Annotated in this window: 16 protein-coding genes; 6 read left to right on the top strand and 10 right to left on the bottom strand. The window is 73.4% G+C overall.

Annotation, left to right across the window (positions count from 1 at the left end; genetic code table 11):
• Positions 1–18: 18 nt before the first annotated feature.
• From ACZ6O2_RS25895 to ACZ6O2_RS25885, 3 genes are all read right to left on the bottom strand, one after another.
• A complete protein-coding gene (locus ACZ6O2_RS25895; RefSeq protein ID WP_466024634.1) occupies positions 19–1,659 on the bottom strand; it encodes a hypothetical protein in 1,641 nt (546 codons plus the stop codon).
• A gap of 363 nt (positions 1,660–2,022) precedes the next feature.
• Positions 2,023–3,690: a right-handed parallel beta-helix repeat-containing protein gene (locus ACZ6O2_RS25890; protein WP_466024633.1), complete on the bottom strand. Its 1,668-nt coding sequence runs from the start codon at positions 3,688–3,690 to the stop codon at positions 2,023–2,025.
• 297 nt (positions 3,691–3,987) lie between these two features.
• On the bottom strand, positions 3,988–5,469 hold the full coding sequence (locus tag ACZ6O2_RS25885) for an aminopeptidase P family protein (protein ID WP_466024632.1): 1,482 nt from the start codon (positions 5,467–5,469) through the stop codon (positions 3,988–3,990).
• Positions 5,470–5,703: 234 nt separating this feature from the next.
• On the opposite strand from ACZ6O2_RS25885, the gene asnB reads away from it, so the two are divergent.
• Entirely contained in the window at positions 5,704–7,665 is a 1,962-nt protein-coding gene (gene asnB / locus ACZ6O2_RS25880; protein ID WP_350711425.1) for an asparagine synthase (glutamine-hydrolyzing), read from the top strand.
• A gap of 170 nt (positions 7,666–7,835) precedes the next feature.
• Here asnB and ACZ6O2_RS25875 read toward each other — a convergent pair whose 3' ends face one another.
• Positions 7,836–8,210 carry a nuclear transport factor 2 family protein gene (locus tag ACZ6O2_RS25875; protein WP_466024631.1) on the bottom strand — a complete coding sequence of 125 codons (375 nt, stop codon included), beginning with the start codon at positions 8,208–8,210 and terminating at the stop codon, positions 7,836–7,838.
• 63 nt (positions 8,211–8,273) lie between these two features.
• Between ACZ6O2_RS25875 and ACZ6O2_RS25870 the strand changes: the two genes are divergently transcribed.
• A complete protein-coding gene (locus tag ACZ6O2_RS25870) occupies positions 8,274–9,209 on the top strand; it encodes a PfkB family carbohydrate kinase (RefSeq protein ID WP_466024630.1) in 936 nt (311 codons plus the stop codon).
• 127 nt (positions 9,210–9,336) lie between these two features.
• On the opposite strand, the gene ACZ6O2_RS25865 is transcribed toward ACZ6O2_RS25870, so the two are convergent.
• Positions 9,337–10,167: an MBL fold metallo-hydrolase gene (locus tag ACZ6O2_RS25865; protein ID WP_466024629.1), complete on the bottom strand. Its 831-nt coding sequence runs from the start codon at positions 10,165–10,167 to the stop codon at positions 9,337–9,339.
• Positions 10,164–10,568: a thioesterase family protein gene (locus ACZ6O2_RS25860; RefSeq protein WP_393268030.1), complete on the bottom strand. Its 405-nt coding sequence runs from the start codon at positions 10,566–10,568 to the stop codon at positions 10,164–10,166. The genes ACZ6O2_RS25865 and ACZ6O2_RS25860 overlap by 4 nt, the downstream gene beginning before the upstream one ends.
• Positions 10,569–10,808: 240 nt before the next feature.
• On the opposite strand from ACZ6O2_RS25860, the gene ACZ6O2_RS25855 reads away from it, so the two are divergent.
• Complete coding sequence (locus ACZ6O2_RS25855; RefSeq protein WP_350711415.1) at positions 10,809–11,840, top strand: phosphatase PAP2 family protein; 1,032 nt, start codon at positions 10,809–10,811, stop codon at positions 11,838–11,840.
• A 127-nt stretch (positions 11,841–11,967) separates the two neighbouring features.
• Here the strand turns inward: ACZ6O2_RS25855 and ACZ6O2_RS25850 are convergent, their stop codons facing one another.
• From ACZ6O2_RS25850 to ACZ6O2_RS25840, 3 genes are all read right to left on the bottom strand, one after another.
• On the bottom strand, positions 11,968–13,506 hold the full coding sequence (locus tag ACZ6O2_RS25850; protein WP_466024643.1) for a PH domain-containing protein: 1,539 nt from the start codon (positions 13,504–13,506) through the stop codon (positions 11,968–11,970).
• Between the two features lie 71 nt (positions 13,507–13,577).
• Entirely contained in the window at positions 13,578–14,117 is a 540-nt protein-coding gene (locus tag ACZ6O2_RS25845) for a PH domain-containing protein (protein WP_466024628.1), read from the bottom strand.
• A gap of 22 nt (positions 14,118–14,139) precedes the next feature.
• Positions 14,140–14,370, bottom strand: a complete 231-nt coding sequence (locus ACZ6O2_RS25840) for a hypothetical protein (protein WP_350711409.1) — start codon at positions 14,368–14,370, stop codon at positions 14,140–14,142.
• A 279-nt stretch (positions 14,371–14,649) separates the two neighbouring features.
• Here ACZ6O2_RS25840 and ACZ6O2_RS25835 point away from each other — a divergent pair, with 279 nt between their 5' ends.
• From ACZ6O2_RS25835 to ACZ6O2_RS25825, 3 genes are read left to right on the top strand one after another with little or no spacing between them, the layout of a single operon-like run.
• The gene (locus tag ACZ6O2_RS25835) at positions 14,650–15,756 is read left to right on the top strand and encodes an AAA family ATPase (RefSeq protein WP_466024627.1); all 1,107 of its coding nucleotides are present in this window, start codon (positions 14,650–14,652) and stop codon (positions 15,754–15,756) included.
• Positions 15,735–16,739 carry a DUF58 domain-containing protein gene (locus ACZ6O2_RS25830; protein ID WP_350711407.1) on the top strand — a complete coding sequence of 335 codons (1,005 nt, stop codon included), beginning with the start codon at positions 15,735–15,737 and terminating at the stop codon, positions 16,737–16,739. Before ACZ6O2_RS25835 ends, ACZ6O2_RS25830 begins: the two co-directional genes overlap by 22 nt.
• Complete coding sequence (locus ACZ6O2_RS25825) at positions 16,736–17,686, top strand: VWA domain-containing protein (RefSeq protein WP_466024626.1); 951 nt, start codon at positions 16,736–16,738, stop codon at positions 17,684–17,686. The genes ACZ6O2_RS25830 and ACZ6O2_RS25825 overlap by 4 nt, the downstream gene beginning before the upstream one ends.
• A 117-nt stretch (positions 17,687–17,803) precedes the next feature.
• On the opposite strand, the gene ACZ6O2_RS25820 is transcribed toward ACZ6O2_RS25825, so the two are convergent.
• Positions 17,804–17,956: a hypothetical protein gene (locus tag ACZ6O2_RS25820; protein WP_350711404.1), complete on the bottom strand. Its 153-nt coding sequence runs from the start codon at positions 17,954–17,956 to the stop codon at positions 17,804–17,806.
• Positions 17,957–18,429 lie beyond the last annotated feature (473 nt).

The following is an 18,429-nucleotide window of genomic DNA, read 5'->3' as shown; positions in this document are numbered from 1 at the left end:
CACGTCACCCGAAGGTGATCAGCCGAAGCAGTTCTCCACCGGAGTGGGGCTGCCCTCGCAGTTGGTCGGCTTGTTGCCCCTGATCGCCGACTTGTCGTCCACGTCGACGTCGCCCTGGTAGTTGAAGACGCCGCCCGGCTTCAAGGTGGAGAAGTTGTCCGCCACCTTCGTGTTGTGCAGGGTGACCTCGCCGCGGACGTTGAAGATGCCGCCGGCGATGCCGATCGGGCCGACGGCCCGGTTCCGGACGATCGCACTGTCGCGGAACGTGACCTGGCTGAACAGGTTGAACACGCCGCCACCGAAGAACCCGGCGACGTTCTCCGCGATCTCGCTCTTCTCGACCGTGGCGTGGGTGCCGAAGCCGAGCGCGAGGCCGCCGCCCACGCCGACGGTGGTGTTCTTGGCGACCAGGACGTGCTTCAGGTCGAGCTGGCTCTCAGCCGTCGCGATACCGCCACCCGCGACCCCCGCGAAGTTGTCGGTGATCTTGGAGTCCTTGACGGTGGTGTCGCCCTCGACGTCGAGCAGGCCGCCGCCGAAGCCGAGCGTCTCGTTGCGGCTGATCTCGCTCTTGTCGATCCAGACGGTGCCGCCGTCGATGTCGTCGTGCCGGTGCAACTCCGGGGCGCCGTTGGCGATGCCACCGCCGCCGATGATGGCCTGGTTGTGCGTCACCTTGGACTCTTCGACCCGGAGCAGGCCGGCGTTGAAGATGCCACCGCCGAAGAGGAAGGCGGTGTTGTCCTCGACGGTCGTGTGGCGCAGGTTGGTCTTGCCGTAGTTGGCGATGCCGCCACCGTTGCCGCCTGACTGGTTGCCCACGACGTGGGTCTTCTCGAGGTCGGCCTTACCGCCTGGCTGCACCAGGATGCCGGCCCCGTCGTGCGTCTGCTTCTTCTTCTGCTTCTCCTCGGCGGAGACCTCGGCGCCGGGAGCGGCCTCGGCGTTCGCCGCCGCCGCGCCCTTGGGCGCGGCCTGGAGCAGCTCCAGGTACGGCTTGCCGGCCTGGGCCGCGGCGGCGGCCTCGACGGAGTTGGCGTACCGCGACCACACCGCCTCCGCCGTCATCCGCGGCTCCTTCTTGCGCTCGACGGTCTGGCCGTTCTTGAGGGTCAGGCCCTTGAGCGTCAGGTCGCCGCCGCTGCCGACGTTGAAGATCCGGAACTGCTCGGCGGTGGCGTCCCGCTCGATCTTGGTGTTGTGGCCCTTGAGCGTGATCTTCTCCTTGATCACGGGCAGGCCGTTGCCGTGGTTGTCCGAGCGGGTCAGCTTGTAGGTGCAGTCCTTGGCGAGCTTGAACTCGCCGCCGTGGTTGTTGTTGGCGAAGATGATCGCCTGGATCAGCTTGTCGGAGTCGCAGGGCACCTCCCTCCCGCGGTCCTTGTCGTGCCGGTCCCGGTCCTCCTTGCCCTCGCGGCCATGGTCGCCTTCGCGGCCCCGGTCGTCCTCGCGACCCTGGTCGCCGTCCTTGGTGACCTGGGCGGTGGACCAGTTCAGGGCGTCCGCGCCGACGGCGCCGGCGCCGGTGGCCACACCCACGGCGGCAATGCTGACCACGCCGGTCAACCCGGCCACACCGCTGGCGAGCCAGAGCTTGCGGCGACGCTTCTGCGCCGCCGGCCGCTCGGAGTCGTTGTTCGTTAGGTAGTTGGACATCGGAGCTCTCTGCCCTCTCCTAGTACCAGACAGGGTCGCGACGCCACAGGCGAGCGCCCCCTGCTACAAATCGGTTGTAGCTCCCGAACCGACAGTATGAGAATCTTCCTCACCTCGAAGGCATATCCGAAAGAACCCCACATTCGGTACGGGCCCCTCGTGCGCGGTGTGGACGACCCGGGCGGGTCGATCGCTCGCACTGGTGCCGGTAGGTGAGGCGCTCGGCTACGGTACGTAGTCGACGCAGACCGTCCAGATCGGCGCGGGAACGGTCAAGAGGGCCCAGGCGGATGGGCGAGGGCTCCTCCGGGCCGCCGGGGCGGCGCGGAGGAGCCCTCGCTATGTGGTGGTGCGGTCCGGTGTTCAGCCGAAGCAGCGGTCCGGGATGACCGGGCTGCCCTGGCAGTTCGTCGGCCGGTTGTCGGTGACGGCCGACTTCCGGTCGATGAAGACGCGGTTGTTGTTGGTCCAGATGCCGCCCGGCGGCTCGGTGGCGACGTTGTGCGCCACCTTCGTCCCGACCAGTCTCGTCGTGCCGAAGTCGTTCACGATGCCGCCGCCCACCGCGCCCGGGCTGACCGCCTGGTTCGCCACGACCTCGGTGTCCCGCAGGACGGTGGTGGCGAAGTCATCGGTGTAGACGCCACCGCCACCAAACCCCTCGGCGACGTTCTCCCTGATCACGCTGTTCTCGATCACGGCGTGGGAGTCCCTGCCGACCCCGACGCCGCCGCCTTCGCCCTCGGTGTGGTTGTTCGCCACCACGACGTGCTCCAGGCTCAGCCTGCTGTCGTGGAGGGCGATCACGCCACCGACGTCCGTGCGGCCGACGTTGTCGGTGATGTGGCTCTGCGTGATCGTGGTCTCGCCATCGTTGTCGAAGACGCCCCCGCCGAGGCCGGCGGTCCGGTTGTGGCTGATCGTGCTCTTCCACACCCAGACGGTGCCGCCGTCGGCCGTGCTGCCGCTCGCACTCGTGCCGTTGGCGATGCCGCCGCCGCCCAGCCCGGCGCTGTTGTACGTCACCTTCGACTCCTCGAGCCGCAGCACCCCGACGTTGAAGATGCCGCCGCCGAAGCCGTCGGCGCTGTTGTTCTCCACCGACGTGTGGCGGATGTTCGTGGTGCCGAAGTTGGCGATCCCCCCGCCGTTCCCGCCCGCCTGGTTCTGCTTGAACGTGCTGTGCTCGATGTCGGCATGGCCGCCTCGCTGGACGAGGAGGCCCGCTCCGTCGGCGCTGACCACCCCGGGCGCGGCCGTCGCCGTGCCGTCGGCCCGCACCTCCGCCGTGGCCGGCTCGGCGAGAGTGGCCGGCGTCCCCGGTGCGGCTGCCGACGGCGTGGGCGCCGCCATCGCCGGCCGGGCCGGGGTCGCAGCGGCAGGGGTCGAGCCCGACAGCCCGAACGTCGCCACGGGCGGTGGCGGCGGGGCCATCTTGCGGGCGACGGTCTGTCCGCCCTTGATGGTCACGTTCTTCAGCGTCAGGTGGCCACTGCTGCCGACGTTCAGGATCCGGAAGCGCTCGGTGTCCGCCGCCCGGACGATCTTGGTGTCGTCGCCCTTGAGGACGATCGGTTGTTTGATCACCGGCAGGCCGTTGCCGTGCTCGCTGCGGGTCAGCTCGTAGGTGCAGTGCTTGGCGAGCCTCAGCGTCGCGCCGTCCTTCTTGTTGGCGTCCGTGATCGCCTGGATGAGCTTGTCGGTGTCGCAGGGCACCTCCTTCTCCCGGTCGTCGTGCTTCCGGTCGCCCTGGCCGCTCCAGTCGTCCTCGCCCTGGCCGGTCTTCTCGCCGCCGGCCTCGTCGGCCTTGCCGGCGTCGCTGACGTTCTGCCTGGGTGCCGTCGAGCGCGCGTCGGAGAGCCGGTCGGTGTCGCCGGACTTGTCGTCACTGGAGGCCAGGCCACCCAGCGCCGCCAGGCCGACGACGCCGGTCAGCCCGGCCACGCCGGCGGCAACCCAGAGCTTGCGCCGCCCCCGCGTCGGTGTGCCCGCGGGCGGGCCACCGTCAGGTGTCGTTACGTCATCGGACATCAGAGCCTTCCGCCCTTTCCTGCTACCAAGGGGGCCGCACCGCCCGAAGCGGAGCGACCAGCTACAAATAGGTTGCAGCCTCTGATGACCACCGTATGAGAAGGATCCTCGCGACAAGGACGTATCTGAAAAAAGCCCACATTCGCCTCGGATCCGGCAGGGAACGGGGGCAACCGGGTGGCCGGGTGAATTGGGCTCTGACCAGGGCAAAGGCCGACGGGCCCCGCCCACCGGCACAACGACGTCTGAACGTCGCGTGCCGGCGGGCGGGGCCCGTCGTGTGGTCGTACCCTCGGATCAGCCCGGCAGGCGCGGCCCCGCCTCGCGCTGCTCGGCCAGCCAGGTCTCCACCTCGTCGGCCCCGCGCGGCAGCCCGGCGGAGAGGTTGACCGCGCCCGTGGCGGTGACCAGGATGTCGTCCTCGATCCGCACGCCGATGCCGCGCAACTCCTCGGGGACCAGCTCGTCCTCCGGCTGGAAGTAGAGCCCCGGCTCGACGGTGAGCACGTAGCCCTCGCCCAGGACGCCGTCCCGGTACTTCTCCTTGCGGGCGTCGGAGCAGTCGTGCACGTCGATGCCGAGCATGTGGCCGAAACCGTGCAGCGTCCAGCGCCGGTAGATCGTCGACTTCTCGTCCATCGCCTCGTCCACGCTCACCGGGAGCAGGCCCAGGTCGGCCAGGCCCTCGGTGAGGGCCCGCATGCAGGTCAGGTGCACGTCGCGGAACCTGACCCCCGGCTTGATCACGTCGATGCCGGCCTGCTGCGCGGTGTGCACGACGTCGTAGACCTGGCGCTGCAACGGCGTGAACCGGCCGTTGACCGGCAGCACCCGCGTCACGTCGGCGGTGTAGAGGTTGCGGTTCTCCACGCCCATGTCCATCAGCAGCAGCTCACCCGGGCGGGTGGCGCCGTTGTTGTGCACCCAGTGCAGGATCGTCGCGTGCTCGCCCGCGCCGACGATCGAGCCGTAGCCGACGTCGTTGCCGTCGTGCCGGGCGCGCAGGGCGAACACCCCCTCCAGCAGGCGCTCGGAGACGCCCCGGTCCGCCGGCAGCACCCGGGCCACGTCCTCGAAGCCCCGCACGGTGGCGTCGATCGCGTCCTGGAGCTGGGCGATCTCCCACTCGTCCTTGACCAGCTTGTGCTCCGCGATCGTGACCGCCAGCTCCCAGTCGCGCGCCGGCTGGCCCTCCGAGCGGGGACCGTCGTACGGGCGCACGGCCGCGTCCACCCGCGCGTCGAAGCCGCGCAGCACGCGGGTACGCCCCGGCGCCAGGTCGGCCAGCGCCGCGTCCAGCTCGGTCAGGTCGGCGGTCGGCAGGCCCAGCTCGGTCGACTTCTCCGTCAGCGTGTGCCGCCGACCGACCCACAGCTCGCCGTGCCGGCTGCGGAAGAACTCGTCGTTCTGCCGGGACGACCGGGGACGCATGTACAACGTGGCGTCGTGGCCGGATCCGTTCGGCCGCAGCACGAGCACGCTGTCCGGATCGTGGTCGCCCGTCAGGTAGGCGAAGTCGCTGCCCGGCCGGAACGGGTAGGTGGTGTCGTTGGCGCGTACCTTCTCGCCACCGGTCGGGATCACCAGGGTCTCGCCCGGGAACGCCGCCGAGAGCGCGGCACGGCGCTTGGCGTAGTTCGGCACCTCCGGCCGCGGGCCGACCGGCAGCGTGGTGTCGTGCCAGCCCTGCCGCATGAACGTCAGGAACGCCTCCGGGAACTCCGGGTCGTGCGACTCGGTGCCGTCCGCCGGCTTGTTGTCGGTGCGTTCCTCGGTCATGCTCCGCTCCCTCCGCGTCGTTGCTGGTCCTGACGGTACCCCGCGCCCTGTCGGCCCGGCCGTCCCGGTAGGCCCCACACCCGTGGGCAGCCGGGCCGTCCCGGTAGGCCCCACGCCCGTGGGCAGCCGGGCCTGCGTGTCGGCCCGCCCGCCCGCCGCCGGGTGCCCGCCTGGAGGGCGGGAGAGCCTGCGGTGCCGCGACGCCCGCCCGGGACGCGTGGAAAGATGACCACCATGTGCGGACTCCTGGCCTTCTTCAGCGCGCGCGGCGACGCCGCCGCCCACCGCGACAACATCGCCGGGGCGTTGGAATGCCTGCACCACCGCGGACCGGACGAGACCGGTGTCGAGGTGGTCGGCGACGCCTCCGGCCGGTACGCGGACGGGGTGTTCGCGCACAAGCGGCTGGCGATCATCGACGTGGCCTCCAGCCACGAGCCGCTGCCCTACGCGGGCGGGCGCTACCTGCTCACGTTCAACGGCGAGATCTACAACTACATCGAGCTGCGCGAGGAGCTGATCCGGAACTTCGGCGCCCAGTTCGCCACCGCCGGTGACGGCGAGGTGATCGTCGCCGGCTACCACTACTGGGGCGAGCAGGTGCTCACCCGGCTGCGGGGCATGTTCGCCTTCGTCATCTGGGACCGGCAGGAGCGGCGCGCGTTCGGCGGCCGGGACTACTTCGGCATCAAGCCGATGCACTACCTGGAGACCGCCGACGGCCTCTACCTCGCCTCGGAGAAGAAGGCGCTGCTGCCCTTCGCCCACTCCAGCTACCAGGGCGACGCCGGCATCGACACCGCGAACCTCAGCCACTACCTGACGCTGCAGTACGTGCCCGAGCCCGGCACCCTGCACAAGGGGATCAACCGGATCGGCTCGGGCGAGTACCTCACCTGGACCCCGGGCGGGCGGATCGACGTGCGGCGGTGGTACAGGCCGGTGTTCCGGCCCACCCCGGTCGCCGACGAGCAGCGGCTCTACCACGAGATCCGGGAGACGCTGCGGGAGAGCGTCCGGATGCACATGCGCTCCGACGTGCCGGTCGGCTCGTTCCTCTCCAGCGGCATCGACTCGACCGCCGTGGTGGCCCTGGCCCGCGAGTTCAACCCGAACATCCTCACCTTCACCGTCGGCTACGACGTCCCGGGCTACTCGGAGATCGACGTCGCCCAGGACTCGGCCCGGCACCTCGACGTGACCACCATCCCGACGAAGATCGGGCCGCAGGACATGATCGATGCGCTGCCGAAGATCGTCTGGCACCTGGACGACCCGGTGGCCGACCCGGCGCTGGTGCCCCTCTACTTCGTGGCCAAGAAGGCCGCCGAGCACGTCACCGTGGTGCTCTCCGGCGAGGGCGCCGACGAGTTCTTCGGCGGGTACACCATCTACCGCGAGCCGCTGTCGCTGAGTTCGGTCAACGGGCTGCCCGGCGGGGTGCAGAAGGGGCTGCGGGCCGTCTCCAAGGCGATCCCGCAGGGCGTCAAGGGCAAGAGCTTCCTGGAGCGCGGCACCACCCCGATCGAGGAGCGCTACTACGGCAACGCCCGGATGTTCACCGAGGAGGAGAAGCAGCACCTGCTGCGCCGCTACGACCCCTCCGTCCGCTACACCGACGTCACCGCGCCGATCTACGCGGAGTGCACCGAACTCGACGACGTGACCAAGATGCAGTACGTCGACCTCTACACCTGGCTGCGCGGCGACATCCTCGTCAAGGCCGACCGGATCTCGATGGCCCACTCGCTGGAGGTGCGGGTGCCGTTCCTGGACCGGGAGGTCTTCGACGTGGCGTCGCGGATCCCGGTCGACCTCAAGCTGCCGCCGCGTTCCGACGCCACCAAGTACGCGATGCGTCAGGCCCTCCAGGGCGTGGTGCCGCCGGCCATCGTCAACCGCAAGAAGCTCGGCTTCCCGACCCCCACCCGAGTCTGGCTGCGCGGCGAGATGTACGAGTGGGCCCGCTGGGTGCTGTCCAACTCCGGCGCGGGCGAGCTGATCGACCTGTCGTACGCGATGCGGCTGCTCGAGGAGCACAAGCGGGAGGAGGCCGACCACTCCCGCAAGGTGTGGACGGTGCTGATCTTCTGCATCTGGCACGCGATCTTCGTCGCCAAGACCCTCGACCCGGGCATCCAGCGCAACCAGTCCGCCCTGCTCACCAAGCCCGTGGTCGGCTCCATGGTCCGCTGACCCGGGCGCCTCGGGCGGCCCCGGTCCGCGCCGCAGTCCGCTCCCGCCCGTGTGGAGCAAGGGTTTGCGTCGCCGGAAGCGTTCCCGGACGACGCAAACCCCTTGCTCACTTCCGGCGTGCGCCGACCCACCAGGCGGCGGGATGACGCGCGACAGCCCTTCTCCGGGTGTCAGTAACGCTCGGCGAGGTGCTCGCGGCCGGGCGGCGGCTCGTAGGCCTCCGGCCAGAACTCCGTGACCTCGCGGACGAGACCGGCGTCGTCGAAGTCGAAGAAGCTCGTGGCGGGAAGCTCCGCGCCCTCGTAGGCGCAGGTGATCCAGGTGGCGGCGTGTCGGCCGGAGGCGACTGCCCGGGTCACCGCGAGGTGCCAGCCGTCGGGGTACTCCCGGTTGAACCGCACGAACGATTCCCGGCCGACGATCCGCTCCCGGGTCTGCGGCAGGTGGTAGACCACGTCGTCGGCGAGCAGCGCGCCGAAGGTGTCCCAGTCCCTCGCCTCCAGCGCCGCCCAGTAGGCCAATACGGTGACTTCGGCGCTCGTCATGGCGCTACTGTGCCAGCCTGGTGCGACGAAATGCGGCGGCGCGGGCACGGACGGAGGCCGGAGATGGGATACGCGGTGGTGCTCGGCGAGGCACTGGTCGACCTGCTCGACACCGAGTGCGACGGGGAGCCGGTCTACCGGCAGGCCGTCGGCGGTGGGCCGCTGAACGTGGCGGTCGCCGTCGCCCGGCTCGGCGGCGCGGTGCAGTTCGTCGGGTCGCTCGGCGACGACGTCCTGGCCGGGCGGATCCGCGACTTCCTGAGCGGCGTCGGCGTCGGGCTGGCCGGCGCGGTCACGGTCCCCGCCCCGACCGCGTTGGCGGTGGCCACCTTCGCCGGCCCGGAGCCCGACTTCCGGTTCTACGGGCAGCCGCCCTCCTACGGCCTGCTCGGCCCCGACGACCTGGACGCCGACCTGGTCGCGGGCGCCGACGTCCTCTACTGCGGCTCGGTCGTGCTGCTCCAGCCGCCGGTGCTGGCCGCGGCGCGCCGGGCCTGGGCGCTGGCCGGCAGCCTGCGGGTCTTCGACCCCAACGTCCGCCACCGGCTGCTCGACGGGCCGGCGGCGCTGGCCGGGCTGCGCGAGGTGGTGGCCGAGTTCGCCGCCGGCGCCCACCTGGTCAAGCTGAGCGCCGCCGACGCCAAGCTGCTCTATCCCGGCGAGCCTGAGGAGGGGGTGGCGGCGTACCTGCGGGAGTTGGGCGCCGGGACCGCCGTGGTCACCCTGGGCGCCGCCGGCGCGGTGGTCGCCGCGGCCGGCGCCGATCCGGTACGCGTACCCGCGCCGAAGGTCGAGGCGGTGGACGCCACCGGCGCCGGTGACGCGGTGATGGGCGCGCTCGTCGCGGACCTGCTGGTCGACGGCGAGCCCACCGTTCCGGCGGGCTGGCATGATCGGGTGGCCTTCGCGCTGCGGGTCGCCGGTCTGGTCTGCGAGTCGCCCGGCGGCGCGACCGCCATGCCCACCCGCGCCGAGGTCCTCGACCGGTTCGCCCGCTGACCCCCCTCACCCCTTCTCTCCGCGATCTTGCACTTTGTGCCCGCGATCTGGGGGGATATGCCGCTTCTGCCGGGGCGACAACTGCAAGATCTGCGGGTGCGGGTGCGGGTGCGGTGCGGGGGAGGGGTCAGGCGGTGCCGTCGAGTTCGGCGTAGCCGCGGCGGGCGGCGTGCAGGGCGGGCCGGGCGCCGAAGGGCGCCTCGGCGGCGACGCGCTCGGGCGGGGCGCCGCCGGTGTGCCCGGCGCGGATGAGCCAGGCCAGCTCGACGAGCTGCTCGTGCTGCGTGCGGACGAACGCGGCGTCCACCGGGTCGCCGTGCCCCGGCACGACGACGGTGGCCGGGGTGGTCATCCGGAGCAGCTCGGCCACCGTGTCCGGCCACTGCAACGGGTAGGACTCCTCGAAGGCGGGCGGCCCGCTCTGCTCCACCAGGTCCCCGGCGACCAGCACGTCGGCGTCCGGTACGTGGACCACCAGGTCACCGGCGGTGTGCCCGCGACCGGGGTGGCGCAGCACGACCCGCCGGCCGCCCACGTCGAGGACGGTCTCGTCGTGGACGGTGTGCGTCGGCGCCAGCAGCGCGGTGCCGGCCAGTTCCTCGGCCAGCGCGGGGTGCTCGTCGCGCATCTCCGCGTACGCCTCCCGGCGCAGCCGGTCCGCCTCCTCGCGCATCGCCTCGGCGGCCACCTCGTGCGCGTACACCGGGCGGGGTGGGTCGGCGGCGAGGGTGGCGTTGCCGAAACAGTGGTCGAAGTGGTGGTGGGTGTTGACCACGGTCCACGGGTGGGTGGTGACCGTCCGGGCGGCGGCGGCCAGCTCGGCGGCCTGCCCGGCGGTGGAGAGCGTGTCGACCAGCAGCGCGGCCCCGTCGCCGACGACGAGCGTGACGTTGACGTGCAGCAGCGGCTCGCGCAGCACGTGCACCCCTTCGGCGACCTGCACGAAGCGGCCGGTCACGACGACCGGGCCGCGCGTTCCACGAAGCGCTGCCGGTCGACCAGCACCCGCTCCACCCGGCCCTCGGCGACCGTCTCGTCGCCGTCGCGCACGCTCACCTCGAAGTGCAGCCGTCGCCCCTCGACCGCGGCCAGCCGGGCCTGCGCCACCACCGTCCGCCCCACCGGGGTGGCCGCGCGGTGGTCGAGCTCCACGCGGGTGCCGACCGTCGTCGACCCGCTGGGCATCCGGGGGGCGGTGGCCGCCACCGTGGCCGCCTCGGCGAGGGCGAGCACCCGGGGCGTGCCCAGCACCGGCACGTCCCCGGAGCCCACCGCCTGGGCGGTGTCCGTGTCGGCGACGGTCAGCTCCACCCGGGCGGTCAGGCCCGGCGTCAGGGCGGGCTCCGGCTGCTCCTGCATGGCCAAAGCCTAGACGAGGCGGGCCGGGGCCGGCGGGCGTCCGTGCCGCGCCGACGCTGCGTCGACTCGCGGTGACGGCCGGCCTGGCACTCGCCTCGATAGCGTTCACCGGTTCCGGGGGGAGCGCCGGTCCGAGGTTCGCGCGCCGTCCACCACCGGCCGACCACCCGCCGCGCCCCGGGCGGCGCGGCGGGTGGTCGGCGTCGGTCGATGCCGTCCGCGCCGTTAACCTTGACCGCGATGTCTGTCGCGACCGACCCCCAGCCCCCCGCCCGGACCGGCCCGCCCGCCTCGCCCGACGGCGGGCGTCGTCGCGTGGTCGCGATGACCGTCTGGGGGGTCGCCTTCGTCGCCGGCTGGCTCGGCATCGGCCTGCCGACCGACCCGGCGTACGCGTTCCTCTGGATCTGGGCGGCGACGGTCGCCTGGAACAGCAGCCGGCCGTGGCGCAGCCACCTGCGTTTCGCCCGGGACTGGGTGCCGGTGGTGCTGCTGCTCGCGGTCTACAACCTCTCCCGCGGCTTCGCCGACAACGGTGCGACCCCGCACGCGTACGAGCTGATCGTCGCCGACCGGGTCATGTTCGGCTGGGCGACCGGTGGCGAGGTGCCGACGGTCTGGCTCCAGCAGCACCTCTACCGGCCCGAGGTGCACTGGTGGGATGTCCTGGTCAGCTGGGTCTACTTCTCCCACTTCGTGGTGGCGCTGGCCGCCGCGGCGGTGCTCTGGCTGCGCGACCGGGGGCGCTGGGCGGCGTTCATGCGTCGCTGGGGTTTCCTGTGCGCCACCGGCCTCGTCACCTACTTCCTCTACCCGGCGGCCCCGCCCTGGTGGGCGGCGCAGAACGGGCTGCTGGAGGAGGTCGCCCGGATCTCCACCCGGGGCTGGAAGGCGTTCGGCATGCACGGCGCCGGCAATCTGCTCAACGCCGGGCAGATCGCCTCCAACCCGGTGGCCGCCATGCCGTCGCTGCACACCGCGTTCGCCCTGTTCGTGGTGCTGTTCTTCCTCCGGCAGACCCGTCGTCGCTGGTGGCCGCTGCTGTTGGCGTACCCGCTGGCGATGACCTTCACCCTGGTCTACAGCGGCGAGCACTACGTCATCGACGTGCTGGTCGGCTGGGCGTACGTCGGGATGACCTTCCTGGTGGTCGGCCTGGCGGAGCGCTGGTGGGCGGCCCGCCGGGCCCGCCGGGCCGTGGCGGAGGGCGACCCCGAGCCGACCGACCCGCCCGCGTCCGCCGAGCCGCCGGCGGTGCCGGCGACGCGCTGAGCGTCGACCCGGCGGGCGGCGGGGCGGCCCGCGATCCGTGCGCGGTCGGCCGGTCGGGTGACCACGGACCCGCGTGGCGGCCGGTGCAGCGGTCGGCCGGGCGGCTGAGCGCCGACGCGGGAAGCGGTCAGCCGGCGTGCCGGGCGGCGCGCGCCCGGGCCGTCAGCTCCGCCGCCAGGGCCCACGCCTCGGCCAGGTCCCGGTCCCGCGCGGCCGCGCCGGCGCCGCCGGCCGTGTCGGCGTGCACCGTAGCCAGCCGCAGCCGCCGCTGCGCCGGCCCCTGCACCACCCGCACGCTCTGGATCCGGGCGTACGGCACGAGCGCCACCTGCCGCGTGAGCAGGCCGGACCGGACCGCGAAGACCCGGGCGTCGAGGCCGGCGCCGAGCACGCCCCGGCTCAGCGGGTTGAGCCAGCGGGCCCGCTCCGGCGGCGGGGTCAACGGCAGCGTGGTCAGGCGCACCCCGGGCAGCACCTCGGCCACGATCGCCTCGCCGGTCGGCAGGTCGCCCACGGGGAGCAGGCGGTCCGGCCGGTTGCGGTCGTCGCTCTCGCCGGCGGAGTAGCCGGCCACCTCCAGGCGCAGCCGCAGCCACCCCTTGACCCGCCACAGCAGCGGCCAGGTCGCCCCGACGGTCTGCACCCGGTCCAGCGGGACCGTCTGGGCGCGGGTCTCCAGCAGCCCGTTGCGGATCCGCAGCGTGCCCTCGTCCCGGGCGAGCCGGAAGCTCCAGTCGTCGAGCACCCGGCGCACCGGTTGCAGCAGTACGCCGGCCATGGCGGTGAGGGTGCTCGCCACCGCGATGAACGACCACGAGTCCTCGGAGAGGAACTGCCCCAGCACGAACGCCACGCCGAACGGGATCATGAAGGCCTGCGGGGTCAGCAGCTGGCTGACCAGCAGGTCCTTGTTCGCGACGGTGTGCAGCGGCCGGCCGGGCGGCGCGGGCGCCTCGACCGGGCCCGCCCCGGTCGCCGCCGTCGCCCCGGCCGGCGCCGGCGCGGTCTGGCCGGCGGCCGCCCGCCCGGCGAGGGCGAGCAGCCGCGAACGCAGCGCGGTCGCGTCGGCGACGCTCAGGTATGCCAGCGGCGCCTCGGTTTTGCCGCCGCCGACCACCTCCAGCCGCAGCTCGGCCAGGCCGGTGAGCTGGGCGAGCAGCGGGCGGACCACCTCGACGGCCTGGAGCCGCTCCAGCGGGATCGCCCGGGTGCGCCGCCAGAGGAGCCCCTCGTGCACCCGAAGTTCACGGCCGACCACGTGGTAGCCGGTGTGGTACCAGCTGACGACCGCGAGCACGGTGGCGCCCAGGGCCAGCACGACCGCCATCAGGGCGAACCAGCCGAAGCCGACCCGGGAGAGGGTCGACCAGGACAGGCCGGCGATCACCACGACCAGCGACTTGGCCCCGTGCAGCGCGGGGCTGAGCGGGTGCAGCCGCTGCCGGGGCTCGGCGTGCTCCGGCGCCGTACCACCCGGCACCGGTCCGGCGACCGGGGGAGGCGCCGGCGGGCCGGGCGGTGGGGCGTCCGGCGCCGGCACCGTGCCCGGCCCCGCCGGCGGGCCCGCGAGTCCGTGCGGGATGTCCGGCGCGGGGCCGGCGGGCGGGGGCGGGGCGTCCGGCGCCGGTCCGGGTGCCGTGGCAGGGCCCTGCGCGGCGGGTGGCATCGCCGCCGGCCGGAGGCCGGGCTCCACCCGGGTCGGCTCGGTCCGGTCCGTCGCGCGGCCGGCCGGGTCGCTCACAGCCCCTCCGCCCGGTCCTCGCCGAGCGCGGTGAGCCGGTCGCGCAGCCGGGACGCCTCCGCGGGGCGCAGCCCCGGCACGCGGGCGTCGCTTGCCGCCGCGGCCGTGTGCAACTGGACGGTGGCCAGGTTGAACGCCCGCTCCAGCGGTCCGGCGCTGACGTCCACGAACTGCATCCGCGAGTACGGCACGATGGAGAGCCGCCGCACCAGCAGGCCGTGCCGGACCAGCAGGTCGTCCTCCCGCTCGGCGTACCCCCAGGCCCGTACGGCGCGGACGATGGTCACGACCCGCAGGGCGCCCAGCAGCAGCACCGCGCCGCCCGCCGCGCCGAACGGCCAGGCCCCGCTGAGCGCCCAGCCGACGCCCAGCCCGAGCAGGACGACGACCAGCACCGTCGCGAGCCGGAGCAGCTCCACCCAGATCAGGTCGGGTGAGATCGGCTGCCAGCGGACGGTGTCCGGCCACGGCTCCAGGGGGCCCGCCGGAGGGCGGGGCGGTGCCGGCGGCGGGCCGGCGAATTCGTCACCGCTCACCGGGGGAATCCGTTGTGCGCGCTCACCCTTCGAGCGTAGGCGATCCGACCACCGGTACGACCTCCCGCAGGAACCCGCGGGCGTCCAGAAAGTCGCCGAGGGAGGAGCGGTGCTCGGCGCAGGCCAGCCAGGTCTTGCGCCGGTCGGTGTCGTGCAGCCGGGGGTTGTTCCACCGCAGCGCCCACCGGGCGGGGGCACGACAGCCGCGGGACGAGCAGATCAGCGGCTCGTCGGCGGGAAGGGGCTCGCTCATCCCGCCCAGTCTAGGGCGGCGGGAGGGCCGAAGATTGAGCGCCGGGCGGCCACGGGGGGAGCCGCCCGGCGACGGGGTGAATCGTACACACGCCGGGGCCGTCCGTGTCCACCCGTGAACGGCGATTCCGCGACGTGGGACGGCGTGGGCGGGCCGGCGATCCGGCGACTCGGGACGGCGCGGCGATAATCGGGTTCTCCCCACCTCGGCACTCAGCCGGGCATGCGAGTCTTGATACGCACCACGCCGCACGACAACCGATCATGCTGTGGAGGACCGGTGGCCCAGCCGACCACGCCCGACGCCCCGACGCCCAACGGGACGGGCCCGCAGACACCCGCGCCGGTGACCACGCCGGCCGAGGACGCGACCCTGCTGGAGCGGGCGCTGTTCGAGATCAAGCGGGTGATCGTCGGGCAGGACCGGATGGTGGAGCGGATGTTCGTCGCGCTGCTCGCCCGGGGCCACTGCCTGCTGGAGGGTGTCCCGGGGGTGGCCAAGACGCTCGCCGTGGAGACGCTCGCCAGGGTCGTCGGCGGCTCCTTCGCCCGGGTGCAGTTCACCCCGGACCTGGTGCCGGCCGACATCATGGGCACCCGCATCTACCGGCAGTCGAGCGAGAAGTTCGACGTCGAGCTGGGCCCGGTCTTCGTCAACTTCCTGCTCGCCGACGAGATCAACCGGGCGCCGGCCAAGGTGCAGTCGGCGCTGCTGGAGGTGATGAGCGAGCGGCAGGTCTCGATCGGCGGCGAGACGCACCGGGTGCCCGACCCGTTCCTGGTGATGGCGACGCAGAACCCGATCGAGCAGGAGGGGGTCTATCCGCTGCCCGAGGCGCAGCGGGACCGCTTCCTGATGAAGATCCTCGTCGGCTACCCGACCGACGCCGAGGAGCGGGAGATCGTCTACCGGATGGGGGTCGCCCCGCCGGAGCCGGCGCCGGTGTTCACCACCGCCGACCTGGTCGCCCTCCAGCACAAGGCGGACCAGGTCTTCGTGCACAACGCCCTGGTCGACTACGCGGTCCGGCTGGTGCTGGCCACGCGTGCCCCGGCGGAGCACGGGATGCCGGACGTCGCCCAGCTCATCCAGTACGGCGCCAGCCCGCGCGCCTCGCTCGGCCTGGTCCGGGCGACCCGCGCGCTGGCGCTGCTGCGGGGCCGGGACTACGCCCTGCCGCAGGACGTGCAGGACATCGCGCCGGACATCCTGCGTCACCGACTGGTGCTCAGCTACGACGCGCTCGCCGACGACGTGCCCGCCGACCACGTCGTGCACCGGGTGATGTCCACCATCCCGCTGCCCTCGGTCGCGCCCCGTCAGCAGGCCACACCGACGCCGACCGCCGCGCCGCCGGGCGCCGGTTGGCCCGGGCAGCGGCCGTGACCTCACCCGTCCGGCGGCCCGCCGACACCCCCTCGGACCGCACCGAAGCCGTCCTGTCGCGGCTGCAACTGCTGGTCACCCGCAAACTCGACGGCCTGCTCCAGGGCGACTACGCCGGTCTGCTGCCGGGCCCGGGCAGTGAGGCGGGGGAGTCCCGCGAGTACCGCCCCGGCGACGACGTACGCCGGATGGACTGGCCGGTCACCGCCCGCACGACGATGCCGCACGTGCGGCGTACGGTGGCCGACCGCGAACTGGAGACGTGGCTGGCGGTTGACCTCTCGGCCAGCCTGGACTTCGGCACCGGCCGGTGGCTCAAGCGCGACGTCGTGGTGGCGGCCGCGGCGGCGCTGACCCACCTGACCGTGCGCGGCGGCAACCGGATCGGCGCCGTGATCGGCAGCGGTGGCGGCACGAGCGCCCCGGCGCGCCGGTGGCGGAGCGCGCCGCCGGTACCCGGTCCGGACGTGTTCACCCGGGTGCCCGCCCGCTCCGGCCGCAAGGAGGCCCAGGCGTTGCTGCGGGCGATCGCCGGCACCGAGATCCGTCCGGGGCGCAGCGACCTGGGCACGCTGGTCGACATGCTCAACCGGCCGCCCCGGCGGCGCGGGGTGGCGGTGGTCATCTCCGACTTCCTCGCCCCGACCGACCGCTGGGCCCGGCCGCTGCGCAAGCTGCGCGTACGGCACGACCTGCTGGCGATCGAGGTGGTCGACCCCCGGGAGCTGGAGCTGCCCGACGTCGGGGTGCTGCCGGTGGTCGACCCGGAGACCGGCGGGCTGCACGAGGTGCAGACCGCCGACCCGCTGCTGCGGCACCGCTACGCCGAGGCGGCGACCGCCCAGCGGGCGGAGATCTCCGCCGCGCTGCGCGGCGCGGGCGCGGCCCACCTGCGGCTGCGTACGGACCGAGACTGGCTGCTCGACATGGTGCGCTTCGTGGCCGCGCAGCGGCACGCCCGCACCAGGGGGACGACACGATGATTCGTTTTCTGCAACCGTGGTGGCTGCTCGCCGTGCTGCCGGTGCTGGCCCTGGCCGCGCTCTACGTCTGGCGGCAGCGCAACCGCCGGGCGTACGCGATGCGGTTCACCAACGTGGACCTGCTGCGCACCCTGGCGCCGAAGGGGCTGGGCTGGCGTCGGCACGTGTCGGCGACCGCGTTCCTGCTCTGCCTGCTGGTGCTGGCGACCGCGTTGGCCCGGCCGGCGGTCGACACCCGGGAGCCGCTGGAGCGGGCCACCGTGATGCTGGCCATCGACGTGTCGCTGTCCATGCAGGCCGACGACGTGGCGCCGAACCGGCTGGAGGCGGCGCAGGAGGCGGCCAAGCAGTTCGTCGGCGAGCTGCCGGAGAGCTACAACCTGGGGCTGGTCTCGTTCGCCAAGGCGGCGAACGTGCTGGTGCCGCCGACCAAGGACCGGGAGGCGGTGACCAGCGCGATCGACGGGCTGGTGCTGGCCGAGGCGACGGCGACCGGGGAGGCGGTCTTCACCTGCCTGGAGGCGATCCGGTCGGTGCCGGCCGACGGCGCGGCGGAGATCCCGCCGGCCCGCATCGTGCTGCTCTCCGACGGCTACCGCACCTCGGGGCGGTCGGTGGAGGAGGCGGCCTCGGCGGCGCAGGCGGCCAACGTGCCGGTCTCCACGATCGCCTTCGGCACCGACTCGGGGCAGGTGGACATCGGCGGGCAGTTGCAGCGGGTGCCGGTGGACCGGCTGGCCCTGGCCGACCTGGCCGAGGCCACGGAGGGCTACTTCTACGAGGCGGCCTCGGTCAGCGAGTTGAAGCAGGTCTACCAGGACATGGGCAGCTCGATCGGGTTCCGGACGGAGCCCCGCGAGGTCACCCAGTGGTACGCGGGCGTGGCCCTGCTGCTGGCGCTGTGCGCCGGCGCGCTCAGCCTGCTCTGGTCCTCCCGCATGCTCTGACACCCGGGACGCCGGCGGCGGGCGGTCGACGCCCGCCGCCGGCGCGGACGAGGACGGCGGGCGTCGGGTGGCCGGTGCCGACCGCCGGGGCGGACGACCCCCGGCCGGCGGCGGGTGTCAGTGGCCGGCGAGGACGAAGATGACGGCCACCCAGACGGCGGCGAGGGTGAAGCCCAGCGGGGCGACGTAGCGGCTCATGGACGGCTCCGGGTGGCGACTGGACGGTCCGCGAGCGGGGAGCGGACCACAGGGGTGGATCAGGACGCGCACACAGAAGTCGTGACCGGGGGCGGCTCCCGGCGGGCGGCACGGCGCGGTCATCCGGCGTGGGGCCGGAGACCGGGCGGGTGCGGGGAGCGAAGCTGGGTCAGCTCACCTGCTGAGTCGTGGCTCAGCGGGGCTGACGGACGGCCCGGCCACGACTCGGAGGATCGCTATCTCGCACAGCGATCACCTCCTGCGGTCGGCGGGGCCCGGAACGCGGGCCGCGACGGCCCGCAAACGCTGATGATCGTACACCGGCCGGCGTCCGCTGCCGCACTCGGCCCATCGGCTCCGGTCGACCGCCCGTCCGGCTCGGGACGCCGGCCGTCGCCGCCCTCACGCGGGGGCGGCGAGTGTCTGCCGGCGGTCCGCCCACAGGGCTCCACCGCGCGAACCCGCTCCCGGCGGCACCCGGCTGGCGCACGAGCGCGACCCGCTCGACGACGGCGAGCGGCGCGACGCGGCTGGGGACGGGCGAT

It is taken from the genome of Micromonospora sp. NPDC048040 (genome assembly GCF_055587185.1).
The sequence above is the reverse complement of the archived record's forward strand: the minus strand, read 5'-3'. Positions and strand labels throughout refer to the sequence as shown.